The sequence below is a fragment of the Novosphingobium arvoryzae genome (assembly GCF_014652615.1).
In the GTDB taxonomy this organism is placed as follows: Bacteria; Pseudomonadota; Alphaproteobacteria; order Sphingomonadales; family Sphingomonadaceae; genus Novosphingobium; species Novosphingobium arvoryzae.
Window position 1 is genome coordinate 65,367 of sequence record NZ_BMZD01000002.1, and the last position, 24,346, is coordinate 89,712.

Genomic DNA, 24,346 nt, shown 5'->3' on the forward strand with positions numbered 1-24,346 from the left:
AAACGGGGAATGGTTGGGCTATACAGCCCGTGATCAGCCCTTGTGATCGTTGATGAACTTGATCGCGTCCGAGACGGTGGCGATCTTTTCAGCCGCATCGTCAGGGATTTCGACGCCAAATTCTTCTTCGAAGGCCATGACGAGTTCGACGATGTCGAGGCTGTCGGCACCCAGGTCGTCGATGAAGCTCGCGTCCTCAGTCACCTTTTCGGCTTCGACGCCGAGGTGCTCGACGACAATCTTCTTAACCCGATCAGCGGTGTCGCTCATTATTGTGCCCCTTCTCAAACGGAGGATGGAATATCGAAAGTCGCCCTAATGCCCGCATTGCCTGCTGGCAAGAGCAATGCGGCGCGGCGCATACCACTTCATGCAGCGTTATGCGCAGCTTTCAACGCGTTTGGCGCAATTCGGAACCGGTCGGCCGCAACGAGAACGCCCCCGGACTGTCCGTCCGGGGGCGTTGCCAAGCTTCAAGCTGGAATTGCCGCGCTTCACTGCGCCTTGGGCGGTTCCACCACGCGCAGGTGCAATTCGCGCAGCTGCTTGTTTTCCGGCACCGAAGGGGCGCCCATCAGCAGGTCTTCGGCGCGCTGGTTCATCGGGAACAGCGTGATTTCGCGCAGGTTCTGCGCGCCGCACAGCAGCATCACGATGCGGTCCACGCCCGCGGCCATCCCGCCATGCGGCGGTGCGCCGTACTGGAACGCGCGGTACAGGCCGCCAAAGCGTTCTTCCACGTCCTGCCGCGACAGGCCGGTCAGCTCGAACGCCTTGACCATCAGGTCCGGGTGCTGATTGCGGATCGAGCCGGAGGCGATTTCATAACCGTTGCAGACCAGATCGTACTGGTACGCCTTGATCGTCAGCGGGTCCTGGTTTTCCAGCGCATCCATTCCGCCTTGCGGCATCGAGAACGGGTTGTGCGCGAAATCGACCTTCTTGTTGTCCTCGTCCCATTCATAGAACGGGAAGTCGACGATCCAACACAGCTCGAACCGGTCCTTGTCGATCAGGTCCAGCTGCTCGCCCACGCGGATGCGGGCCGCACCGGCCAGCTTGGCGGCCTGCTCTTCCTTGCCGGCGGCAAAGAACGCCCCGTCGTCCGGGCCAAGGCCCAGCGCATCGAACAGCGCGGCCATCTTGTCCTCGCCGTGGTTCTTGGCGATCGGCCCGCCGAACACGCCGCCCTTGCGGGTGACATAGCCCAGCCCCGCATGGCCCTCGCTGCGCGCCCATTCGTTCATGTCGTCAAAGAACTTGCGGCTCTTGTCCGCGGTGTTCGGGGCCGGAATCAGCCGCACGACGCCGCCGGTGCCGACGATCTTCTCGAACAGGCCAAAGCCGGATGAGGTGAACTCGCTCGTCACATCGCGGATGATCAACGGGTTGCGCAGGTCCGGCTTGTCCGAACCGTAATCCAGCATCGCCTGGGCATGGGGAATGCGGCGGAAGCTGCCCGCCGGGGTCACGGGGCGGCCGTCGGCAAAGGCTTCGAACACGCCCGCCAGCACCGGCTCCATCGTTTCCCAGACTTCTTCCTGGGTGACGAAGCTCATCTCCAGGTCGAGCTGGTAGAACTCGCCGGGCAGCCGGTCGGCGCGCGGGTCTTCGTCGCGGAAGCACGGCGCAATCTGGAAATAACGGTCGAAACCGGCAACCATCAGCAGCTGCTTGTACTGCTGCGGCGCCTGCGGCAGCGCATAGAACTTGCCCGCGTGGATGCGGCTGGGCACCAGGAAGTCGCGCGCGCCTTCGGGGCTGGACGCGGTCAGAATCGGGGTCGAAAACTCGGTGAAGCCCACCCCTTCCATCCGGCGGCGCATGTCCGAGATGATCCTGGTGCGCTTGACGATGTTGGCGTGCAGCGTTTCCCGGCGCAGATCGAGGAAGCGATAGCGCAGGCGGATGTCTTCGGGGTATTCCTGTTCCCCGGCTACCGGCAGCGGCAGTTCCTCAGCCCGGCTGAGGACCGTGGCGGCGCGCGCGAACACTTCGATCTCGCCGGTCGGCAGGTTGGGATTGACGGTGGCGGCGCTGCGGGCCTTCACCTCGCCGTCGATGGTCACCACGCTTTCGACGCGCAGCGATTCGAGCACGGCCAGCGCCGGGCTGTCGCTGTCGGCAACGATCTGGGTAATCCCGTAATGGTCGCGCAAGTCGACGAACAGGACGCCGCCATGATCGCGCTTGCGATGGACCCAGCCCGACAGGCGGATGGTCTGGCCAACATCGGCTGCGCTGAGCGCGCCGCAGGTGTGCGAACGATAGAGGTGCATCGAAACTCTTTCCAATCGGCTGCCAATCAGGCAGGGGGAAGCCGCGGCTAACAGGCGATAGCCGCGTTTTTGTCAAGCCGCGGGCTCGCACGGGCCCACTTACAGAAAAGTCACATGAAGATACATCCACTGATTACGACGACCGATGCGCTGGCCGAGCTGTGCGAACGCCTGTCCATGGCGCAGTTCGTGTGCGTCGATACCGAGTTCATGCGCGAGAACACGTATTGGCCGGAACTCTGCCTGATCCAGATTGCCGACAATCAGGAAGCCGCTGCGATCGATCCGCTGGCCAAGGGCATCGACCTCTCGCCGCTGCTCGACCTGCTGGTCGATAACGAGGACGTGCTGAAAGTGTTCCATGCCGGCGGGCAGGACGTGGAAATCATCTACAACCTGACCGGCAAAACCCCGCACCCGATCTTCGACACGCAGATCGCGATGATGGCGGTCAGCCAGTCGGAACAGATCGGCTATTCCAACCTGGTCGAAGCCTGGCTGGGCCTGACCATCGACAAGGGCGCTCGCTTCACCGACTGGTCGCGCCGCCCGCTGACCGAGCGGCAGATCGAATATGCCATCGGCGACGTCACCCACCTGTCGAAGATCTTCCCCAAGCTGCTGGCCCGCCTGATCAAGACCGGACGCGGCGAATGGCTGGACATCGAGATGGAAAAGCTGGCCGATCCGGCGAACTATCGCAACGATCCCACCACCGCCTGGCAGCGGATCAAGGCGGCCGGGCGCAATCCCGCGATGCTTGGCCGCCTGAAGGCGATGGCCGCATGGCGCGAATACGAAGCGCAGGACAAGAACATCCCGCGCGGCCGGATCGCCCGCGACGAGACGCTGGCCGACCTTGCCTGTCATCCGCCCAGGCAGCAGGCCGATCTGGCCAAGGTGCGCGGCCTGTCTGCCGCCTGGAAGGACAACGAAATCGGCAAGCGCCTGATGGCGACGCTGGACGGCGCAAAGCCCCTGACCGATGCCGAGCTGCCCCCGCGCACCCCGCGCGGCGCGCCGCTGGGCAAGGAAGGCGCGCTGGTCGCCGACCTGCTCAAGCTGCTGCTGAAAATCCGCAGCCGCGAGATCGATGTCGCCGCGCGGCTGCTGGCCCGCAGCGAGGATCTGGAACTGCTGGCCGCCGGGGTGCGCCAGCTGCCCTTGCTGGAAGGCTGGCGGTTCGACCAGTTCGGCAAGGATGCGCTGGACCTCGTGGAGGGAAAGCTGGCCTTCGCCGTGGTAAACGGCAAGCTGAAGATGACCCACATCGACGACGCCCCCGCTCCGGCCGCCGCAAGCGCCGTCGCTGAAGCGGTGATCGCGGACGAACCCGTAGCGGAACCAGCCGAGGTAACCGAATGAGCACCTATCTGCCCACGCTCAAGCAGCTGCAATACCTCGTCACGCTGCACGAACATGGGCATTTCGGGCGCGCGGCGGATGCCTGCTTCGTTTCGCAATCCACGCTCTCGGCGGGGCTGCGCGACCTGGAAACGCTGCTGGGCGTGGTGCTGGTGGAACGGACCAAGCGCGCGGTGCGCTTTACCCCGCTCGGCAACGCCGTCGTCGCCAAGGCGCACCGCCTGCTGCGCGAGGCGGAGGAGCTGTCGGACATGGTCCAGTCCGCCGGGCAACCGCTCTCGGGCGAAGTGCGGATGAGCGTCATTCCCACCATCGCCCCGTTCCTGCTGCCCCGGATGCTGCCACGCCTGCGCCGCGAGCGCCCGGCGCTGAAGCTGTTCCTGCGCGAGGAGCCGAGCGGCGCGGCAATCGAATCGCTGCATCACGGCCGCTCGGACTGCGTGCTGCTCGCCCTGCCCTATGCCACCGGCGAGGTGGAAAAGGAGACGATCGAGCTGGACGCGCTGTTCGTGGCGTTCCCCAAGGACGATCCGCGCGATCCCCCGCTGGAAGTCTCGCCCGAACTGATCGACGAGAACCGCCTGCTACTGCTGGAAGACGGCCACTGCCTGAAGGAGCACGCGCTGGCCGCGTGCAACCGCCCGGAGCTGCGCGCCTCGGCCACCATGATCGGCACCAGCCTGCACACGCTGGTGCAGATGGTCGACAACGGCCTGGGACTGACGATGCTGCCGGAAATGGCACTGGATGCGGGCATTCTCAACGGCACCAACGTGGTCGCCCGCCCGCTGAAATCCGATACTGCCAACCGCGAGATTGCCCTCGTCTGGCGCAAGAACAGCCCGCGGGCCGAGGAATTCCGCCTGCTGGCCGAGGAACTGCGGGCGGGCTGATGCGCCCCCCCTTGCGCCTCAATCAGCGCCTCGATCTGCGCCTCAATCCATGTGCTTCAGGCCGACCCGCAGGTAATCCCAGCCGGTAATCACGGTCAGGATCGCTGCCGCCCACAGCGTGGTCAGGCCGACCGTGTGGGGGATGTTGATCACCTCGCCCAGCACTTCGACGTTCCAGCGCGGCAGGGCGCGGCCCAGGATCAGGGCGCCCAGTGCGACCATCTGGAACGTGGTCTTCCACTTCGCCAGCCGCGACACCGGCACCGACACTCGCAACCCGCCCAGGAATTCGCGCAGGCCCGACACCGCGATTTCGCGAATCAGGATCACCAGCCCCGCCACGACATGCAGGTCGCCCACGTAGGGCCCGGTCAGAATGCCCTTGGCTGCCAGTGCCAGGATCACCGCCGCGATCATGATCTTGTCGGCAATCGGATCCAGAAACTGGCCCAGTTTCGATACCGCGCCCTGCGAACGGGCCAGATAGCCATCGAAGTAGTCGGTAATGCCCATCAGGCAATAGAGCGCGAAGGCCCAGATATACCCCCCTTCCCAGCGCGGCCACCACAGCAGCGCGACAAGCAGGGGGACCGCGACGATGCGCGAAAGCGTAAGCAGGTTGGGCAACGTCAGCATGGCGCCCACGCATAACCGCCCTTGTGCCGTGGCAAAAGGGTCTGATTGGGGGTTGCTGCGTCATAATTCACGGCTAGGGTCCGCGCCGACATCGACGGCCACAAAAGCGAACGCATGACCTCCCAGACCCACCTGATCCGCAGCCGCCGGTTTCTGCCGCTGTTCATCACCCAGCTTTTGAATGCCTTCAACGACAACCTGTTCAAGAACGCGATGGTGCTGTTCGCGATCTACAGCATCTATGAGACCGAGGAGCAGGGCGCGGCGTTCAGCGCGCTGGCCTCGGCGGTGTTCATCCTGCCGTTCTTCCTGTTGTCGGCACTGGCCGGGCAACTGGCCGACGGCCGGGACAAGGCGCGGATCATCCGGATCGTGAAGGCCTGCGAAATCGCGATCATGGCCGTCGGCGGCGGCGGATTGCTGCTGGCCTGGATGGGCGTGGGCGTGGACCTGCTGGCGATGCCGCTGCTGATGCTGGCGCTGTTCGCGATGGGCGTGCACTCCACCTTCTTCGGCCCGATCAAGTATGCGATCCTGCCCCAGCACCTGCATCCGCAGGAAGTGCTGGCCGGCACCGGCCTGGTCGAAGCCGGCACCTACATAGCCATCCTGACCGGCACGATCCTGGCCGGCTGGCTGGAAGTGGAATGGGCAGCGCTGGCCGTGTTCGTCACGGCGATCGTCGGTTACCTCGTCAGCCGCCATGTGCCCGACGCTCCGCCGCTGGCCGTGCCGGAGCCGCTGGATTACAACGTCTGGCGCTCTTCCATCGCGCTGGTTCGCAACACGGTGCACGACCGCCGGGTATTCCTGGCAATCATGGCAATCAGCTTTTTCTGGACCATCGGTTCGGTGCTGTTCATCCAGTTCGGCCCGCTGGCCAAGAACGTGCTGACCGCCAGCAAGGAAGTGGCCAGCCTGTTCCTGGTCATTTTCTCGGTCGGGGTGGCGATCGGTTCGGTATCGGTCAACGCGCTGCTGAAAGGCACGGTTTCCGCGCGCTACTCGCCCGGATCTGTGATCGTCATGGGTCTGTTCGTGGTCGGCTTCTTCATGGTCTGCCGCCACTGGACGCCGCACCCGGACGGCGAACTGATGAACGCGGCCCGCTTCATGGCCGAACCGCTGGCCGCGCCACTGCTGCTGATGCTGCTGGGCATCGCGATTTCGGGGGGGATGTTCGTCGTGCCGCTCTATGCGTTCCTGACCACCTTCGTGGACAAATCGCAGACCGCGCGGACCGTCGCGGCGAACAACATCGTCAATTCGGGGGCCATGGTCGGTGGGTCGCTGCTGGCGTTCGGCCTGTCGGCAGCGGGCGTGGCGATCATCACGCAGCTGCTGCTCAGCGCGGCGATGTGCCTGGTATCGGCCTGGCTGGGCCACCTGCTGGTCAAGGCGGAGCGCGCGGCCGCCGCCTGAGGTGCGGATCAGGCGATGAACGCGCTGACCGCCACGAAGCAGGCGCAATAGGCAATCAGGAATTCGCGGACCGAATCCAGCGACAGCCAACGCGGGCGGCGCAGCAGCTGCAGCGGCTCCGTGCCGCGCCGCACGTGCGGGGGCAGGCTCGCCAGGAAAGGATGGCGGGCAGTTTCATCAGTAAGGACCAGCGACCGTCGTTTCATGTTTTTCATGGGGATGGCTTAAGAAGATATTTACCACCGTTCCACCCGCAAAATCGCGGTTAACGGGGCCCTTCCCGAACTGGGACAGTAACCATTCCTGTTGGTTAAACCCGCCCCCGCACGCGCCGCGCGTTGCCGAGCGCCAGCGGCGCGGCTAGCATCGCGGCATGACCGAACCCCAGACCATGACCGGCGGCCGCCTGCTGGTGGATTGCCTGATCGCGCAGGGCTGCGACCGCATCTTCACTGTCCCGGGCGAGAGCTTTCTTGCCGTACTCGACGCCCTGCACGATTCGCCCGAAATCGACACCGTTGTCTGCCGCCAGGAAGGCGGGGCGGCATTCATGGCCTGCGCCGACGGGACGATGACCGGCAAGCCCGGCGTCTGCTTCGTCACGCGCGGCCCCGGCGCGACGAACGCCAGCATCGGCGTCCACGTGGCGATGCAGGATTCGCAGCCGATGATCCTGTTCATCGGCGATGTCGATCGCGGGATGCGCGACCGCGAGGGCTTTCAGGAAGTCGATTTCCAGGCGATGTTCGCGCCGCTGTGCAAATGGGCCGCCCGGATCGACGACCCGGCCCGCATCCCCGAATATATCGCGCGGGCCTGGTCCACCGCGATTTCCGGCCGCCCCGGCCCGGTCGTGCTGGCCCTGCCCGAGGACATGCTGCTCGAAGCCGTGAGCGGCCAGACCCCGCGCCCCGCCGTGACCCGGCCCGCACAGGCCGTCTGCCCGGATGCCCTCGCCGCCGCGATCGACCTGATCGGCGATGCCGCCGCTCCCGTCGCGATCATCGGCGGCGCGGGCTGGAATGCCAAGGCCCGCGCGCATTTCACCCGGTTTGCCGAAAAGATCGGCCTGCCCGTGGCGGGCGCGTTCCGGCGGCAGGATGCGATTGCCAATTCCAGCAAGGTCTGGGCGGGGAATCTGGGTTATGGCCCCAACCCAAAACTGGTCGAGCGGATCAAGCTGGCCGACGTGGTGCTGGTGGTCGGTGCGCGACTGGGCGAGGCGACGACCGATGGCTACACCCTGATCACGCCCGACCATCCCGGCCAGACCCTGATTCACATCCACCCTGATCCGGAGGAACTGGGCCGCGTCTATCGCCCGGACCTGGCGATCTGCGCCGACATGGCCGAATTTGCCGAGGCCGCCGCGCTGTGGTGCGACGATGTGATCCCGTTCGATGCGGGCGAGCAGGCCCACGCCGAATGGCTGGAATGGACCACGGCCAAACCCGCGGATTTCCCGCTCGACATGGCCGCCTGCGTCACCGCGATGCGCGCGGCGCTGCCGGATGACAGCTTTATCTGCAACGGTGCGGGCAACTTTTCCGGCTGGTGGCACCGGTACTGGCACTACAACGGCTTTCCCTGCCAGTTGGCGCCAACTTCGGGCGCAATGGGCTATGGCGTCCCCGCCGCTGTCGCCGCCGCGCGCCGGTTCCCGGACCGCACGGTGGTCGCGCTGGCCGGGGACGGCGATTTCCTGATGAACGGACAGGAACTGGCCACCGCCGTGCAATATGGCTGCGACCTGCTGGTCGTGCTGGTGGATAACGGTGCCTATGGCACGATCCGGATGCACCAGGAGCGCGAGTTTCCGGAGCGCGTGTCTGCCACCACGCTGGCCAACCCGGACTTTGCCGCCCTCGCCCGCGCCTATGGCGGCTGGGCCGAGCGGGTCGAAACCACCGCCCAGTTCACCGCCGCCCTCGCCGAAGCCCAGGCCCGCAAGGGGCTGCGGCTGCTACACCTGGTGATCGACGTCGAACAGCTCAGCGCTGGCGGTGCGACGGTGTCAGGGCTGCGGGCGAAAGCGCGAAGTTAGCCCTCAGCCAGCTTCAGGATGTAGTCCCATTCCGACGGCTTTACGCCGCTGACGGAGAGCCGGAACTTGGTCAGCAGGTCCATGTCGGCCAGCGCGGGATCGGCCTTGATTTCCTTGAGCGTCACCGTGCGCTTCAGCTTGCGCACCGGCTTCAGCTTCACGGCGGACCAGCGGCCGGTGTCGTCGGTCGGGTCGGGTATGTTCGATTCGGTGATTTCCGCGATCCCGACGATCTCCACCCCGATGTTGGAATGATAGAAGAACACCTGATCGCCCGGCTGCATCGCGCGCATGTTGTTGCGCGCGGTATAGTTGCGCACCCCGTCCCAGGTGCCCTCGCCCTCGGCCACCAGGTCGTCCCAGCTGTAGACGTCGGGCTCTGATTTCATCAGCCAGTAGGAATTGATTTTGGTCATGCCAGCACTCGCGAAAACGACTATGGGCGGGCCATAGCCACAGATTTTCGGAAACGTCCACTTATGCCACTTACCACTTTGCCCGTCCTGTCGCTGGCCGACGATGCGACGGCGTTCTCGCAAGCGATCGGGGACAGCTTCAAGACTTTCGGCTTTGCCATGGTCAAGGATTTCAACATCGACCGCGCCCTGATCGACCGGGCGTGGAAACTGTCGGAAGAGTTCTTTGCCCTGCCTGAAGCCGAAAAGCGTTCATATCACGACCCCGCGATCGCCGGTGCGCGCGGCTACACCCCGTTCGGCACCGAAATCGCCAAGGGCGCCAAGGCGCATGACCTGAAGGAATTCTGGCACATCGGCCGCGATCTGCCCGCCGGCAGTCCGCTGGCCGATTCCATGCCGCCGAACGTCTGGCCGGCCCGCCCCGCGGGCTTCCAGGAGGTGTTTCAGGAACTCTACGCCCAGTTCGACCGCACCGGCGCCACGATCCTGTCGCGCATCGCCACCTATCTGGGGCTGGATGAACACTGGTTCGATGCCGGGATCGAGGATGGCAACTCGGTCATGCGGCTGCTGCACTATCCGCCGCTCGACATCACCGATGGCGAGGCAATCCGCGCCGGGGCGCATGGCGACATCAACCTGATCACCCTGCTGCTGGGGGCCGAGGAAGCCGGCCTGGAACTGCTGGGCAAGGATGGTGAATGGATCAGCGCCTCGCCGCCCGAAGGCGCGATGGTGATCAATGTTGGCGACATGCTGGAACGGCTGACCAACCACGTCCTGCCCAGCACGATCCACCGCGTGCGCAATCCCAACCCGGAACGCGCGCGGTTCAGCCGCTATTCGATGCCGTTCTTCCTGCACCTGCGCAGCGATTTTCCCATCGCCACGCTGCCCCAGTGCGTGACTGCGGAAAATCCGGATCGCTATCCCCAGTCGATCCTGGCCGACGACTTCCTGCAGCAGCGCCTGCGTGAAATCGGCCTGAAGAAGTAAGGAATTGAGCGGCCTGTCCTGCCCTCCACCCGGGCCGGACAGGCTGGATTCCGGGCATTAACGCAATCTTCAGCACGCTTTGCGAGTCTACCCCGGACCACTGGCTTGGGGGGTAACGCCAGCAATGCACGCGAAGGGGCCCAGTTCCGGCGAAACCAGCCGCCAGCGCAAGGTGCGCCTTGGCGCGGCGGAGCGGGATATCGTCACGCTGGGGATTGCCCTGGCCGCCATCCTGATGTTCGTCGGCACTGGCAGCGACGTGCTGCCCGATGTCATCCGCTCGTTCAACGGACACGGACACGGGCCAAACCAGACGCTGGTCACCGCCCTGCTGCTCAACATCGCGCTGATCATCTTCGGCTGGCGGCGCTACAACCAGCTGACCAGTGAAGTCAGTGAACGCCGCAAGGCTGAGGAGCAGGCGCGCATCCTGGCGGAAACCGATCCGCTGACCGGGTGCCTCAACCGGCGCAGCGTGGCGCCGGCCACCGACCGCCTGATCGCCCAGGCCCGCCAGCGCGGGCAGGCGATTGCGTTCGTGATGCTCGATCTCGACAACTTCAAGATGGTCAACGACCTGAACGGCCACGCCACCGGCGATGTCCTGCTGCGCGCGGCGGCGGAACGGATTGCCGCGCAAGTGCCCGCCGATGGCCTGCTGGCCCGGATCGGCGGCGACGAGTTCGCAGTGGTCGCCCCGTTCGATCCGGCCGATCCCGCCGTGGTGGACCGGCTTGCCACCCGCCTGATCGACGCCGTCGCGCAGGCCGTGTTCGTCAACTCGCTGGAAATCGAAAGCACCGTCTCGGTCGGGCTCAGCCGCAGCGACGACGATGACGCCCCGGTCGATGCCCAGACCCTGATGCACATGGCCGATATCGCCATGTACCACGCCAAAAAGCGCGGGCGGAACCGCTATTACTGGTTCGAGCATTCGATGGAGAGCGAACTGCGGTTCCGCAGCGAACTGGAATCGGGCATTCGCCGGGGCATTCCGGCAGGCGAATTCGTGCCCTATTACGAAAAGCAGATCGACCTCGCGACGGGTGAGATCGTCGGCTTCGAAATGCTGGCGCGATGGAATTCGCCCTCGCTGGGGCTGGTCAGCCCGGACCTTTTCATCCCGGTGGCCGAGGAAATCGGCGTGATCGCCGACCTGTCGGAAAGCGTGATCCGCCAGGCCTTGCTCGACGCGCGGCACTGGAACCCGAAACTCACGCTGTCGGTCAACATCTCGCCGGTCCAGCTGCGCGATCCGTGGTTCGCGCAAAAGCTACTGAAGCTGCTGGTCGAAGCCAACTTCCCGCCCAACCGGCTGGAAATCGAGATTACCGAGAACAGCCTGCACGAGAATATCGGGCTGGTCCGCTCGATGATCACCAGCCTGAAGAATCAGGGCATCCGGGTCAGCCTCGACGATTTCGGCACCGGCTACAGCTCGCTCTCGCAGCTGCGCACCCTGCCCTTTGACCGGATCAAGATCGACCGCAGCTTCATCACCACGCTGCCCGACAGCAAGGATTCCGCCACCATCGTCCAATCGATCGTCGCGCTGGGCGAAGGTCTCGGCCTGCCGATCACGGCAGAAGGCGTCGAAAGCGAGGAAGTCTTGCACGAGCTGCGTAAGTTCAGCGGGCTGAAGGCACAGGGTTACCTCTACGGGATGCCCGAAACCGCGCGCACCACGGCGGAGGAGCTGGCCCAACTGGACCTGCTGCTGGAACGCGCCGAGGCCGTGGCCGCAACCGCGCCGACCCCGCCGATCGCCCGCCGCCAGGCCTGACGCACAGGCTGGACCTGCCCCCGCGCAGGCCCTAAAGCGCGGCCATGCGCGTTCCGTTCGTCAAGATGCATGGCCTGGGCAACGATTTCATCGTGCTGGATGCGCGCGTTCAGGACGTGCCGCCGATGACTGCCGCACTGGCCGCCGCGCTGGCGGACCGGCACACCGGGATCGGCTGCGATCAGCTGGTCCTGCTGGAACCCTCCACCAGCGCCGATTTCCGCATGCGGATTTTCAATGCCGACGGCGGCGAAGTGGAAGCCTGCGGGAACGCTACCCGCGCGGTTGGCGTGCTGCACGGCGCGGCCGCCCGGATCGAGACGCTGGGCGGCGAATTGCAGGTTTCCCCGGCAGATGGCGGCATCGCGGTCGACATGGGCGTGCCCCGGTTCGAATGGGACCAGATCCCGCTGGCCTACCCGATGGACACGCACACGATGCCCGTCGCGTGGGAAGAGCTGGACCAGCCAACCGCCGTCAACGTCGGCAATCCGCACGTGATCTTTTTCGTGCCCGATACCGATGCCCTGGAACTGGACCGGCTGGGGCCGGAGATCGAGCATGACCCGCTGTTCCCCCAGCGCGTCAACGTCAACGCTGCCACGGTTGTCAGCCGCACGCACATCCGCCTGCGGGTGTGGGAACGCGGCGTCGGGCTGACCCGCGCTTGCGGCACCGGGGCTTGCGCCACCGCGATTGGCGCAATGCGGCGCGGTCTGGTAGAGCGCAGCGTCACCGTATCGCTGCCCGGCGGGGACCTGCGGATCGACTGGACCGACGAAGGCCGCATCCGCATGACCGGCCCGGCCGTGGAAAGCTTTCGCGGCACCTTCGATCCGGCCACCTATGGGACTGACGGGTGACGGTGGAAGTCATTTCGCTGGGTTGCCGGCTGAACCTCTCCGAAAGCGAGGACTTGCGCCGGCTGCTGGGGGCGGAACGCGATCTGGTCGTCGTCAATTCCTGCGCCGTCACTTCGGAAGCTGTGCGCCAGACGCGCCAGGCAATCCGCCGCGCCCGTAAGGCCCATCCTGCCGCGCGCCTGCTCGTGACCGGCTGCGCAGCGGATGTGGAGCGCGCAGCGCTGGGTGCGATGCCCGAAGTTGACGGGTTGATTGCCAATACCGCCAAACTCGATCCGCGCAGCTGGAACGTGCCGCCTGCTCCGGCTCCCGTTTCCAGCCAGCACACCCGCGCGTTCATCGCGGTGCAGAACGGCTGCGACCATGCCTGCACGTTCTGCGTGATCCCGCAGGGGCGCGGCCCCAGCCGCTCGGTCCCGGTGGCCGAAGTGCTGCACGATGCGGAACGGCATCTGGCGGGCGGCGTGCAGGAACTGGTGCTGACCGGCGTGGACCTGACCAGCTGGGGCCATGACCTGCCCGGCGCGCCGGGCCTGGGCGTGCTGGTCGCGGCGCTGCTCGATGCCTTTCCGGCCCTGCCCCGGCTGCGCCTGTCCTCGCTCGACGGGGTGGAGATCGACGCGCAACTGTTCGAATTGCTGGCGGGCGAGCCGCGCGTGATGCCGCACGTCCACTTGTCGCTCCAGCATGGCAACGACCTGATCCTCAAGCGGATGAAGCGCCGTCACAGCCGCGCCGATGCGGTGGATCTGGTCGCCCGGCTCAAGGCCCGCCGCCCGGACGTTGCGATCGGCGCAGACCTGATCGCGGGCTTTCCGACCGAGGATGAGGCCGCGCACGGCGACAACCTGTCGATCATCGCCGCGCTGGGCGTGGTCCACGGCCACGTGTTCCCCTACTCCCCCCGCCCCGGCACGCCCGCCGCGCGGATGCCGCAGCTGGACGCCGCCACGATCCGCGCCCGCGCCGCCGCTCTGCGCGCTGCCGTGGCCGACGAACGGGCGCGCTGGCTCTCCAGCCTGATCGATGTGCCGCAACAGGTGCTTGCGGAGCGCGACGGGACGGGCCATGCGCAAAACTTCGCAAGGGTGCGCCTCGCGCCCGATATCACAGCCGGAACCATCGTGACCGTAATTCCCCACCGCATTTCCGAAGGCCTGCTGGCATGAGCGCCGAAAGCTGGAGCGACCGCGTCTTTGGCGGCCTGCGCAAGACCTCCGAACGCCTGTCCGAAAACCTGGCCGGCATCGTCACCAAGGCGAAGCTGGACGATGCGCAGCTGGACGACATCGAGGACGCGCTGATCCTGTCCGACCTTGGCCCGCGCGCCGCGGCCCGCATTCGCGAGCGACTGGCGGGCGAGCGCTTCGAGCGCGGGGTAGATGAAGCCGCCGTCAAGGAAGCCGTAGCAGAGGAAATCGCCGCGATCCTGCGCCCCGTCGCCAAGCCGCTGGAAGTGGTCGCCTTTCCCCGCCCGCAAGTGGTGCTGGTGATCGGCGTGAACGGATCGGGCAAGACCACCACCATCGCCAAGCTGGCGCACCTGTTTCAGGAACAGGACTATTCGGTGATGCTGGTCGCGGGTGACACGTTCCGTGCCGCCGCCATCGGCCAGCTGGGCGTCTGGGCGGACCGGCTGGGCGTGCCGATCATCAAGGGACCGGAAGGCGGCGATCCTGCCAGCGTGGTGTTCGACGGGGTCAAGGCCGCGACCGACAAGGGCAGCGACGTGCTGATCGTCGACACCGCCGGACGGCTCCAGAACAAGCGCGAGCTGATGGACGAGTTGGCGAAGATCCGCCGCGTGCTGGGCCGCCTGAATGTCGAGGCGCCGCACGACGTGGTGCTGGTGCTGGATGCCACCAACGGCCAGAACGCGCTGCAGCAGATCGAGATTTTCAAGGAAGTCGCGGGCGTCACCGGCCTGATCATGACCAAGCTGGACGGCACCGCGCGCGGCGGCGTGCTGGTCGCGGCGGCGGAGCAATATGGCCTGCCGATCCACGCCATCGGCGTCGGCGAAAAGATTGACGACTTGCGCCCGTTCGATCCCGATCTGGTCGCGCGCGTGATTGCGGGAGTGGCCTGATGAGCGATGCGGAAACCACGCCGACTGCCGCCAGCAAGCCCAAGTCGGGCTGGCTCAACCTGGCGGTCGATTATGGCCCGGTGCTGGTGTTCTTTGCGGTCTACCGCATGAGCTCCCCCGCTGATCACAACAATTCGGTGGCCGAAGTGCTCGCGGTGATCAAGGGCACGGCCAGCTTCATGGTCGCCGCCGTGATCGCGCTGCTAGTGTCGAAGTGGAAGCTGGGCCGGATCTCGCCGATGCTGTGGCTTTCCACGGGGCTGATCGTGGTGTTCGGCGCGCTGACCATCCTGTTGCAAGACAAGGTGTTCATCCAAATCAAGCCGACCGCGATCTATCTGCTGTTCGGCGCGGCGTTGCTGATCGGGGCATGGCGCGGCAAGGCGCTGCTGAAGATCCTGCTGGAAGCCGCCTTCGAAGGGCTGAACAACGACGGCTGGATGAAGCTCTCGGTTCGCTGGGGCTGGTTCTTCCTGGCGCTGGCCGGGCTCAACGAAGTGCTGCGTCACACGCTGGAGTTCGGCGACTGGATCGCGGCCAAGCTTTGGCTGTTCCTGCCGCTGTCGTTCCTGTTCACGTTTGCGCAGCTGCCGATGCTGATGAAGCATGGACTGGCGCAGGAGGCCGAGGACGAAGTGCTGAGCGATCCGCCGCACGAGTAGTGACAATCGCTCGCAAAAGGGCAATAACCCGGTTGTCGGCCCGTTCGGGCTGGGGACCATTACGATAAAGACGCTTCAATAAAGGGGGAAGCAATGGCCAAATTTTTCGGAAACCTGCATCTGGTGCTCGTCGCCGGGCTCGTGTTCGCTATCGCAGTGATGATGCATTTCGGCGAAGCCGTTACGGTAGATACCAACTCGGTGTTTCGCTGGCTGCACGTGTTCTTCGGCATCCTGTGGATCGGGCTGCTCTATTACCTGAACTTCGTGCAAGTGCCGACCATGCCGGCCATTCCGGCCGAACAGAAGGGTGCGATCACCGGGCACATCGCGCCGAAGGTGTTCTTCTTCTTCCGCTACGCCGCGCTGCTGACGGTCATCACCGGCCTCGTCGTCGCCTATGTTGCGGGCTACGTTCACCAGGCGCTGGCATTCCAGGGTGAAGCCCAGGTCCAGCTGATCGGTCTTGGCATGTGGCTGGCGCTGATCATGGCTTTCAACGTGTGGTTCATCATCTGGCCCGCCCAGAAGAAGATCCTCGGCATCGTCGAAGCCACGGCTGAGGAAAAGGCTGCCGCTGCACCGCGCGCGCTCTATGCCAGCCGCACCAACACGCTGCTGTCGCTGCCGATGCTCTACGCGATGGTCAGCGCGAACCTCGGCTAAGCCGCACTTCGCGAACCAGACAAGCGCGGCGTCCCAACCGGAGCGCCGCGCTTTTCTTTTGGGCGCGCCGTGCTAACCCACCGCGCATGACCGCACAGATCGATCCGTTCTACGCCATCGCCGTTTCCGGCCTCGCCCACCGCCTCAAGGCCGAAGGGCGCTCGATCATCCACATGGAGTTCGGCCAGCCGTCAACCGGCGCCCCCGCCGCCGCCATTGCCGCCGCGCACCGCGTGCTGGACAATGACCCGATGGGATACTGGGAAAGCCCGGCGCTGAAGGCCCGGATTTGCCAGCACTACGCCGAAACGTACGGGGTCGAAGTGGACCCGTCCCGCATCCTGCTGACCTGCGGCGCATCCCCGGCGCTGGTGCTGGCGCTGAGCATGAGCTTTGCCCCCGGTGCGCGGGTTGCCATCGCCCGGCCCGGCTATGTCGCCTATCGCAACACGCTGAAGGCCATGCACATCGAGCCGGTCGAACTGCCCTGTGGCGAAGCGGAACGGTTCCAGCTCACCGCCGCGGCCCTGGCCGCGCTGGAACCGGCCCCGGATGGCGTCATCATCGCCAGCCCCGCCAACCCCACCGGCACGATCATCCCGCGTGACGAATTGCAGGCTATCGCCGACGTCTGCGCTGAGCGCGGGATCACGGTCATCTCCGACGAGATCTATCACGGCATCAGCTATGGCCAGCGCACGCCCTCGATGCTGGAAGTGCTGCCCGACGCGCTGATCGTGAACAGCTTTTCCAAGTATTTCAGCATGGCTGGCTGGCGGCTCGGCTGGCTGCTCGTCCCGCCATCGGGCATCGATGCGGCGCGGGCGCGGATGGGCAACCTGTTCCTGACCCCGCCCAGCCTGGCCCAGCACGCCGGGCTGGTGGCGATGGATTGCCGCGAGGAACTGGAAGGGCACTTGCAGACCTACGCCCGCAACCGCGAGCTGCTGCTGGCAGCGCTCCCGGGCATGGGCCTGGGCCGGATCGCTCCGCCCGACGGCGCATTCTATATCTACGCCGACATTTCCGAGTTTACCGACGACAGTCTGGAATTCTGCCAGCAACTGCTGCGCGATACGGGCGTTGCCACCGCACCGGGGATCGATTTCGACCCGGTGGAAGGCCGCCATTTCATGCGGATCAGCTTTGCCGTCTCCACCCCGGAAGTGGAGGACGCCATCCAGCGCATCGGCCCGTGGTTCGCCAGCCGCAACCGGCGACCATCGGCCTAGATCTCGACCTGGCTGCCCAGTTCGACCACGCGGTTGGTGGGCAGGCGGAAGAATTCCATCGCGCTGGCCGCATTGCGCAGCATCCACGCGAACAGCTTTTCCCGCCACAGCGCCATGCCCGGATTGCGCGCCGCGATCAGGGTCTGGCGGCTGAGGAAGAAGCTGGTCTTCATCACCTCGAACGGTTCGCCGCACATCTGCACGTTCTTGAGCGCGGTGGGGATGTCGGTTTCTTCCAGGAAGCCGAACTTCAACGTCAGGCGATAGAACCCCTGGCCCAGATCCTTGCCGCTGCACCGGTCGTTCGGATCGACGTAGGGCACGTCCTGGATCGCCACAGTCAGGATCACGACCCGTTCGTGCAGTACCTTGTTGTGCTTGATGTTGTGCAGCAGCGCCGACGGCACACCCTTGTTGGTCGAGGCCATGAACACCGCCGTTCCCGGCACCCGCGCCGCGCTGGAATGCGCGCTCTTGGCGAAGACTTCGATCGGGATCGAGCCTTCGGCCATGTTCGCCCGCATCAGCGCCCGCCCGCGCGACCAGGTGGTCAGCAGGGTGAAGATCGCCAGACCGATCACCAGCGGCACCCAGCCGCCGTCCGGCACCTTGATCAGGTTCGCGCCAAGGTAGGCCATGTCGACCACGATGAACGCAAGCACCAGCGGCACCGCGCGCCACAGCGGCCAGCGCCACAGCGTGATCAGCACCACGGCCAGCAGGATGGTGTCGATGAACATCGCCCCCGTCACCGCGATGCCATAGGCCGCCGCCAGCTTGCTCGACGACCCGAAGAACAGCACCAGGAACAGGACCATGATCATCAGGCCCCAGTTAACCGCGGGGATATAGATCTGCCCCGCCGCCGACGCGCTGGTATGCTTGATCTGCATCCGCGGCATGAAGCCCAGCTGGATCGCCTGCTGGGTCAGCGAGAAGGCGCCGGAAATCACCGCCTGGCTGGCGATGATCGTGGCGAACAGGGCCAGGATCACCACCGGAATGCGGACCACGTCCGGGATCATCAGGAAGAACGGATCCTTGATCAGCGCCGCCGCCGCTTCCGGACTGGCCTGCGAGAGCACCATCGCGCCCTGCCCCATGTAGTTGAGCATCAGCGCGGGCAGCACGAACGTCATCCAGCTGACGCCAATCGGCTTGCGCCCGAAATGCCCCATATCGGCATAGAGCGCCTCGGCCCCGGTCACCGCCAGCACGACGCTGCCCAGCGCCACGAACGCCCGGAACCCGTCAGTCACGAAAAAGTTCAGCGCGTTCAGCGGGTTCAGCGTTTCCAGGATGATCATCGGCATCCGGACCAGCTGCATCGTCCCCAGCACGGCCAGAGTGATGAAATAGACGATCATGATCGGCCCGAACAACCGGCCGACCTTGTCCGTGCCGCGCGCCTGGATCGAGAACAGGGCGACCAGAATGGCGACCGCAATCGGCACGATCCACTGCTTGAAGCCGGGATGCACGTATTGCAGACCTTCCGTGGCGGACAGCACCGACATGGCCGGCGTGATCATCGAATCGCCATAGAACAACGCCGTCGCAAAGACGCCGAGCAGCACGAACGGAGCGGTCCAGCGGGCGTTTTCGGACTTGCGGTTGATCAGGGCCAGCAGGGCAAGACTGCCCCCTTCGCCCTTGTTGTCAGCGCGCATGATGGTGAGCGCGTATTTGAACGTCACGACCATCATCATCGACCAGAACACCAGGCTCAGCACGCCGTGGATGTGGACCGGATCGACCTGGATGCCCGGCACGCCGTGGTGCGAGGCGAACGTTTCGCGGAAGGCGTAGAGCGGGCTGGTCCCGATATCGCCAAAGACCACGCCCACCGCGCCGATGGCCAGCGCGACAACCCCGGCCTTGCGATGGCCGTGATCGCCGTGGGCTGCCCCGCCCGCCTGACTCGGCTGATCGCCCCCGCCGTCGCTAACCGCTTGACTCATCAGACCCGGAGCCCCTCAAAATGGTCCACGGCGCGGCGATTAGCAGCGAAGCCGCGTGCCAGCAAACGAATCAGCGCGGCGGCATTGCCGTGGCTGGCTGGCCGTCCTGAGCCGCGATGAACGCGTCGAGCCGCTTCAGGCGTGCTTCCAGATCGGCCCGCCACGGCGCGTCCTTCGGCGCGCGCGCCAGCAGGTCCGCCCACATCGCGCGCCCTTCCGCCAGACGCCCGTTCTGCGCCAGCGCCAGCCCCATGAAAAAGCCCGGCCCCGGATGCAGCGGATCGGCCTCTGCCGCGCGGCGATAGGCATAGAGCGCGGCCGGGGAGAGAACGCCTTCGGTATGCCCCATCAGGTAATTGCCCAGCGCCAGCCAGGCATCGGCATTCTTCGGGTCCTTCTCGACCGCCCCCAGCACGACCCCGGCGGCATCGCTGTATTGCCCATTGCGGGCCAGCGCATCGCTGATCATCACCCAGCTGCTGGAATTGGCCCCGCCATCGCGGGCCAGTTCCTGCCGCGCGGCAACCAGCGCCGCTGCGCCTTCGCGGGTCTGCACCGCGGCTTCCTTGGGCGCGCCAGGCTGTGCCGGGCTGCCTTGCAGGGCATAGCCGGCAATACCCAGCATCAAGGCGGCGCCAATCGCTTCCCAGCCCTTGCGCGGGGCCTTGAACAGCCACGCCAGCGCCGCAAACGATGCCACTGCGAGCGCACCAACCAGAACCCAGCCCATCACGCGCTCCTTGCCGTCAGGCGCCGCCGCAGCACCAGGGCGATCACCACCAGCAGCAGCACCGGGATGGCGAACAGCGGCCAGGTCAGCTTGTTCACCACAGGCGCATAGCTGACATAATCACCATAACTTTCGATCAGTTGCTGGCGAATGGCCTCTGGCTCCTCACCCGCCTCGATCCGCGCCCGCACCTGATGGCGCATGTCCCCGGCAATCGGCGCGTCGGAATCGGCAATCGACTGGCCCTGGCACTGCAGGCAGCGCAGGGTCTGCATCAGCGCATGGGCCTTGGCCTCCTGCGCCGGATCGGCCAGCTGGCGATAGGCATAGGGTGCGGGCGGCAGCTTGTCCTGCGCGGTTGCCGGCAGGGCCAGCAGCGTGGCCAGCGCCAGTAGCAGCACACGAATCATCGGCCCGCCTCCTGCAACTTTTCAAGGATTACCGGCACATGCTCCGGCCGGATTTCGCCGATGTGCTGATAGCGGATCACGCCCTTGCCATCGATCACGAAGCTTTCCGGCACACCGGAAGAACCGATCGCGAACTGGATCGCGCTGACGTTGTCGGCCCCGATCCGGGCGAACGGGTTGCCGTGGCGGGCCAGGAACGCTTCCACGTCCTCGCGCTTGTCGCGGATCGCGACGCCATCGATCTGCACGCCGGCCTGCTTGAGCGCCAGCAACTGCGGCGCTTCGACCGCGCAGGGGATGCACCAGCTGGCAAAGATGTTGAGCAGGCGCGGCTGGCCGGTCGCCATGTCGGCGCGGGCGAAGCCGGGCCGGTCGGCAATGGCCGGTTGCAGCGAAAATTCGGGCAGCGGCTTGCCGATCATCTTGCTGCGCACTTCGCGCTCCGCCGGGCGCAGCAGCCCGAACAGCACCAGCACCACAAAGGCCCCGAACAGCACCAGCGGCAGCCACAGCGCCCAGCGCGCGGTCTTGACCTGCGCAGAGGTAACCGGATCGCTCATCGGCCCTGCCTGCTCTTGCGATAGGCGATCTTGTCGCGGGCGATGAAGCGCCGCAGATCGCTCGCCACCCGGCCAAGCAGCGCCAGCAGCCCGCCCAGCGCGATCAGGACGCCGCCATACCAGATCAGCGTCACGAACGGCTTCCACCACAGCCGCAACTGCCAGCGGCCATCCTCGGCGCGTTCGCCGAGCACAGCATAGAGCTGGCCGTTCCAGCGGGTTTCCAGTGCGGATTCGCTGGTCTGCTGCGGCGGGGTCCAGAAACTGCGCGCCTGCGGTTGCAGCTTGACTGCCGAGCCGCCGTCATAACGGGCCGACAGCGTGGCTTGCAGCGCGGTCCAGTTCGGTCCGGCCACCGGCTCGATCGCGACCAGATCGATCTGCCAAGGACCGACAGCCACGGTTTCGCCTTCACGCAGGGCGACCAGCTTTTCGGTGGTATAGGCACTGTCGCAGGCCATCCCGAACAAGGCCACCGCCACGCCGAAGTGGGCGACGACCATGCCCCACAACGGCAATTTCACCTGCCGCAGCTTGCGTCCGCGCAGCGGCAGCAGCGAAGCGACCACCAGCCCGGCGGCCAGCGCCATGCCCAGCACCGGCAGCACCGCAACGCCCTTCAACGCGAACGCCGCCCCGGTCAGCAGCATCAGCGCCAGCGGCACGATCACGCTCCACCGCACGCGCGCCAGCGAATCGCGCCGCCAGCGCAGCAACGGGCCGATTCCCATCACCACCAGCATCGGCACGACGAACACCGCGCTCATCGGGTTGAAATACGGCGGGCCGACCGAAACCTGCGCACCCAGCGCTTCGGCCAGCAGCGGATAGAGCGTGCCGAGCAGCACGATCCCCAGCGTGGCGGAGAGCAGGACGTTGTTGAACACCAGCGCGCCTTCACGGCTGGTCAGGGCAAAGCGTTCCCCCTCGGTCACGGTTCCGGCGCGCAGGCCGAACAGCGCCAGCGCGCCACCGATATTGATCAGCAGCAGCGCCAGGATGAAGCTGCCGCGTTCGGGATCGACCGCGAAGGCATGAACGCTGGTCAGGATGCCGGAGCGGACGAGGAACGTCCCCACCATCGACATCGAGAAGGCGACCACCCCCAGCATCACCGTCCAGGCCCGCAGCGCATTGCGCGCGGCCAGCACGCTGACCGAATGCAGCAGTGCCGTTGCCGCCAGCCAGGGCATCAGCGAAGCGTTTTCGACCGGGTCCCAGAACCACCAGCCGCCCCAGCCCAACTCGTAATAGGCCCAGTATGATCCGGCCACGATCCCCAGGGTCAGGAAGATCCATGAGCCCAGCACCCACGGCCGCATCGCGCGGGCGAAGGCCGGGCCGACTTCCCGCGTGACCAGCGCCCCGATCGCGAAGCTGAACGCCACCGACAGCCCGACATAGCCGATGTAGAGCGTGGGCGGATGGAACGCGAGGCCGGGGTCCTGCAACAGCGGGTTGAGCCCCTGCCCTTCCGGCGCGGCGGGGTTGAGCCGTTCGAACGGGTTGGAGGAAAACAGCAGGAAGGCATAGAAGCCGAGGCTGACGAACGCCTGCCCCGCCAGGGTCGCCAGCATCGTCGGTTCGGGCAGGCGGCGCTCCACCAGCGCCACGAAACTGCCAGCCAGGCCCATGACCATGACCCACAGCAGCATCGAGCCTTCGTGGTTCCCCCAGGTCCCCGCGAGCTTGTAAAGCAGCGGCTTGGCCGAATGCGAATTCATCGCCACCAGCTTCACCGACAGATCCGTCTGCCAGAACAGCACCATCAGTGCCAGGAACGACAGCAGCGTCAGCACGCCCTGCACCACGGCGAGCGGGCGCACGATCTGGCCCAGCTCGGCGCCGCGCGCGGTCAGGCCCAGCACCCCTGCCAGCAGCTGCAACGCCGCCAGCGCCGCCGCCAGCCACAGCGCGGCGAGTCCGAATTCCGCGATCACTGCGTTTCCGCCACGGCGGCGCGCGCCTGTGCCTCCGTCATGTCCTTCATTTCACGCGGCACGTACTTCTCGTCATGCTTGGCGAGCAGGTTATCGGCAATGAAAGTACCATCGGCGCCAAGCTTGCCTTCGGCGACCACGCCGGATCCTTCCTGGAACAGGTCCGGCGCGATGCCCTTGAACGACACCGGCACACGGGCCTTGCCATCGCCCACGACGAACTGGATGGTCACGCCGTCAGCCGCCGTCTTGATCGAGCCGCCTTCGACCATGCCGCCCAGCCGCACGGCCCGGTCGGGCGCGGGCGGGTCAGCGGCGATATCGGCCGGCAGGTAGAAATAGGATGCCTGGCTGCGCAAGGCCCAGGCGGCCAGCAATCCCGCCCCGATCAGGGCGACGACCGCGATCAGCACCAGCACCAGGCGCTGGTGCTTGGGCTTGACGAATTCACTCATTGCTCTCGGCTCCGGTCACGGCGGGCTTCTGCGCGGCGCATTCCCCACCACGACCACGCAACCAGCCCCAAGGTGCCGATCACGCCCATCGCATAGGCCGCGAAAACGAATGGCCAATGGTCCAGCCCCTCACGCATCGGCGGCCTCCATCGCGCGGCGGCGCAGACGGGCCTCGGCCTGGTTGTCGGCCAGGATCATCCGCATCCGGGCCAGAACCACACCGCCGAACAGCAGCGAGAAGCCGACCGTTGCGGCCAGCAGCGTCCAGAGAAACTCGGGCGCCATTTCAGACTTGCCCAGCGTGATGCTGGGGGGTTGGTGCAGGCTGTTCCACCACAGCACCGAATAATGAATGATCGGGATGTTAACCGCACCGACCAACCCGAAGATCGCCGGGATGCGCGACTGCCCGTCGCCATCCTTGCTCGCCGCGTCCGCCAGCGCGAGGTAGGACAGATAGAGGAAGAACAGCACCAGCATGCTGGTCAGGCGCCCGTCCCATACCCACCAGGTGCCCCATGCCGGACGCCCCCAGATCGAACCGGTCACCAGGCAGAGCAGCGCGAAGAACGCCCCCGGCACGGCAGCAGCGCGCGCGCCGATCCCGGCCAGCGGATGCCGCCACACCAGTTCGACAAAGCTGGCCACCGCAATCGCCGTCCATCCGCCCATGCCCAGCCAGGCGGCGGGGACGTGGATGAACAGGATTCGCACGGAATCGCCCTGCAGGCGCTCGGCCGGGGCATGGACCAGACCCCACCACAGCGATGCGGCCACCAGCAAGCCGCCCACGATCAACAGCGGAGCGGTCAGCGGCCGGGCCAGGCGAAGAAAACGGGCAGGATTTGCGAAGGCGTGCATGGGAGCCATCAAGCGAGTTCCCGCGCCCTTTGGCATTGCTTGCGAGCCGGAGCAAGGCAATTGCGCGGGCCACATCTGCA

General features: G+C 65.9%; 24 protein-coding genes. 12 read left to right on the forward strand and 12 right to left on the reverse strand.

Annotated features, from left to right (window positions below):
- Nucleotides 1-33: 33 nt before the first annotated feature.
- Together IE113_RS03540 and aspS are read right to left on the reverse strand one after the other, a co-directional pair.
- Nucleotides 34-270 carry an acyl carrier protein gene (locus IE113_RS03540; protein ID WP_189539059.1) on the reverse strand — a complete coding sequence of 79 codons (237 nt, stop codon included), beginning with the start codon at nucleotides 268-270 and terminating at the stop codon, nucleotides 34-36.
- 224 nt (nucleotides 271-494) lie between these two features.
- On the reverse strand, nucleotides 495-2,279 hold the full coding sequence (gene aspS, locus IE113_RS03545; RefSeq protein WP_189539060.1) for an aspartate--tRNA ligase: 1,785 nt from the start codon (nucleotides 2,277-2,279) through the stop codon (nucleotides 495-497).
- A gap of 114 nt (nucleotides 2,280-2,393) precedes the next feature.
- Between aspS and rnd the strand changes: the two genes are divergently transcribed.
- The gene (gene rnd, locus IE113_RS03550) at nucleotides 2,394-3,644 is read left to right on the forward strand and encodes a ribonuclease D (RefSeq protein WP_189539061.1); all 1,251 of its coding nucleotides are present in this window, start codon (nucleotides 2,394-2,396) and stop codon (nucleotides 3,642-3,644) included.
- Nucleotides 3,641-4,537, forward strand: a complete 897-nt coding sequence (locus IE113_RS03555) for a hydrogen peroxide-inducible genes activator (RefSeq protein WP_189539062.1) — start codon at nucleotides 3,641-3,643, stop codon at nucleotides 4,535-4,537. Before rnd ends, IE113_RS03555 begins: the two co-directional genes overlap by 4 nt.
- Nucleotides 4,538-4,579: 42 nt before the next feature.
- Here IE113_RS03555 and pgsA read toward each other — a convergent pair whose 3' ends face one another.
- On the reverse strand, nucleotides 4,580-5,173 hold the full coding sequence (pgsA, locus tag IE113_RS03560; RefSeq protein ID WP_189539063.1) for a CDP-diacylglycerol--glycerol-3-phosphate 3-phosphatidyltransferase: 594 nt from the start codon (nucleotides 5,171-5,173) through the stop codon (nucleotides 4,580-4,582).
- A 114-nt stretch (nucleotides 5,174-5,287) separates the two neighbouring features.
- Between pgsA and IE113_RS03565 the strand changes: the two genes are divergently transcribed.
- Nucleotides 5,288-6,595 (forward strand): MFS transporter, encoded by a 1,308-nt coding sequence (locus IE113_RS03565; protein ID WP_189539064.1) that lies wholly within the window; start codon nucleotides 5,288-5,290, stop codon nucleotides 6,593-6,595.
- Between the two features lie 8 nt (nucleotides 6,596-6,603).
- Here the strand turns inward: IE113_RS03565 and IE113_RS03570 are convergent, their stop codons facing one another.
- A complete protein-coding gene (locus IE113_RS03570) occupies nucleotides 6,604-6,801 on the reverse strand; it encodes a hypothetical protein (RefSeq protein WP_229822130.1) in 198 nt (65 codons plus the stop codon).
- 167 nt (nucleotides 6,802-6,968) lie between these two features.
- On the opposite strand from IE113_RS03570, the gene IE113_RS03575 reads away from it, so the two are divergent.
- Nucleotides 6,969-8,639: a thiamine pyrophosphate-binding protein gene (locus tag IE113_RS03575; protein WP_189539066.1), complete on the forward strand. Its 1,671-nt coding sequence runs from the start codon at nucleotides 6,969-6,971 to the stop codon at nucleotides 8,637-8,639.
- On the opposite strand, the gene IE113_RS03580 is transcribed toward IE113_RS03575, so the two are convergent.
- Entirely contained in the window at nucleotides 8,636-9,055 is a 420-nt protein-coding gene (locus tag IE113_RS03580) for an EVE domain-containing protein (RefSeq protein ID WP_189539067.1), read from the reverse strand. The two genes, IE113_RS03575 and IE113_RS03580, sit on opposite strands and share 4 nt — an antisense overlap.
- 63 nt (nucleotides 9,056-9,118) lie before the next feature.
- On the opposite strand from IE113_RS03580, the gene IE113_RS03585 reads away from it, so the two are divergent.
- From IE113_RS03585 to IE113_RS03620, 8 genes are all read left to right on the forward strand, one after another.
- Nucleotides 9,119-10,054, forward strand: coding sequence for an isopenicillin N synthase family dioxygenase (locus IE113_RS03585; RefSeq protein WP_189539068.1), 936 nt, complete (start codon nucleotides 9,119-9,121; stop codon nucleotides 10,052-10,054).
- 124 nt (nucleotides 10,055-10,178) lie between these two features.
- Nucleotides 10,179-11,837: a putative bifunctional diguanylate cyclase/phosphodiesterase gene (locus IE113_RS03590; protein ID WP_189539069.1), complete on the forward strand. Its 1,659-nt coding sequence runs from the start codon at nucleotides 10,179-10,181 to the stop codon at nucleotides 11,835-11,837.
- Between the two features lie 44 nt (nucleotides 11,838-11,881).
- Entirely contained in the window at nucleotides 11,882-12,700 is an 819-nt protein-coding gene (gene dapF, locus IE113_RS03595; RefSeq protein WP_189539070.1) for a diaminopimelate epimerase, read from the forward strand.
- The gene (locus IE113_RS03600; protein WP_189539071.1) at nucleotides 12,697-13,869 is read left to right on the forward strand and encodes a MiaB/RimO family radical SAM methylthiotransferase; all 1,173 of its coding nucleotides are present in this window, start codon (nucleotides 12,697-12,699) and stop codon (nucleotides 13,867-13,869) included. Before dapF ends, IE113_RS03600 begins: the two co-directional genes overlap by 4 nt.
- Nucleotides 13,866-14,789, forward strand: a complete 924-nt coding sequence (gene ftsY, locus IE113_RS03605; RefSeq protein WP_189539072.1) for a signal recognition particle-docking protein FtsY — start codon at nucleotides 13,866-13,868, stop codon at nucleotides 14,787-14,789. The genes IE113_RS03600 and ftsY overlap by 4 nt, the downstream gene beginning before the upstream one ends.
- The gene (locus IE113_RS03610; RefSeq protein WP_189539073.1) at nucleotides 14,789-15,451 is read left to right on the forward strand and encodes an inner membrane-spanning protein YciB; all 663 of its coding nucleotides are present in this window, start codon (nucleotides 14,789-14,791) and stop codon (nucleotides 15,449-15,451) included. Before ftsY ends, IE113_RS03610 begins: the two co-directional genes overlap by 1 nt.
- 93 nt (nucleotides 15,452-15,544) lie before the next feature.
- A complete protein-coding gene (locus tag IE113_RS03615) occupies nucleotides 15,545-16,117 on the forward strand; it encodes a urate hydroxylase PuuD (RefSeq protein WP_189539074.1) in 573 nt (190 codons plus the stop codon).
- 86 nt (nucleotides 16,118-16,203) lie between these two features.
- A complete protein-coding gene (locus IE113_RS03620; RefSeq protein WP_189539075.1) occupies nucleotides 16,204-17,349 on the forward strand; it encodes a pyridoxal phosphate-dependent aminotransferase in 1,146 nt (381 codons plus the stop codon).
- Here the strand turns inward: IE113_RS03620 and IE113_RS03625 are convergent.
- The 7 genes from IE113_RS03625 to ccmC all read right to left on the reverse strand — a co-directional run bounded on the left by IE113_RS03625 (nucleotide 17,346) and on the right by ccmC (nucleotide 24,266).
- Entirely contained in the window at nucleotides 17,346-19,310 is a 1,965-nt protein-coding gene (locus IE113_RS03625; protein WP_189539076.1) for a potassium transporter Kup, read from the reverse strand. The two genes, IE113_RS03620 and IE113_RS03625, sit on opposite strands and share 4 nt — an antisense overlap.
- 70 nt (nucleotides 19,311-19,380) lie before the next feature.
- The gene (locus IE113_RS03630) at nucleotides 19,381-20,040 is read right to left on the reverse strand and encodes a tetratricopeptide repeat protein (protein ID WP_189539077.1); all 660 of its coding nucleotides are present in this window, start codon (nucleotides 20,038-20,040) and stop codon (nucleotides 19,381-19,383) included.
- Nucleotides 20,040-20,450 (reverse strand): cytochrome c-type biogenesis protein, encoded by a 411-nt coding sequence (locus IE113_RS03635; protein ID WP_189539078.1) that lies wholly within the window; start codon nucleotides 20,448-20,450, stop codon nucleotides 20,040-20,042. Before IE113_RS03635 ends, IE113_RS03630 begins: the two co-directional genes overlap by 1 nt.
- Nucleotides 20,447-21,010 (reverse strand): DsbE family thiol:disulfide interchange protein, encoded by a 564-nt coding sequence (locus tag IE113_RS03640; RefSeq protein ID WP_189539079.1) that lies wholly within the window; start codon nucleotides 21,008-21,010, stop codon nucleotides 20,447-20,449. Before IE113_RS03640 ends, IE113_RS03635 begins: the two co-directional genes overlap by 4 nt.
- Entirely contained in the window at nucleotides 21,007-22,950 is a 1,944-nt protein-coding gene (locus IE113_RS03645) for a heme lyase CcmF/NrfE family subunit (RefSeq protein WP_189539080.1), read from the reverse strand. Before IE113_RS03645 ends, IE113_RS03640 begins: the two co-directional genes overlap by 4 nt.
- Nucleotides 22,947-23,405, reverse strand: a complete 459-nt coding sequence (gene ccmE, locus IE113_RS03650; RefSeq protein WP_189539081.1) for a cytochrome c maturation protein CcmE — start codon at nucleotides 23,403-23,405, stop codon at nucleotides 22,947-22,949. The genes IE113_RS03645 and ccmE overlap by 4 nt, the downstream gene beginning before the upstream one ends.
- 129 nt (nucleotides 23,406-23,534) lie before the next feature.
- The gene (gene ccmC, locus IE113_RS03660) at nucleotides 23,535-24,266 is read right to left on the reverse strand and encodes a heme ABC transporter permease CcmC (RefSeq protein ID WP_189539083.1); all 732 of its coding nucleotides are present in this window, start codon (nucleotides 24,264-24,266) and stop codon (nucleotides 23,535-23,537) included.
- Nucleotides 24,267-24,346: the final 80 nt, after the last annotated feature.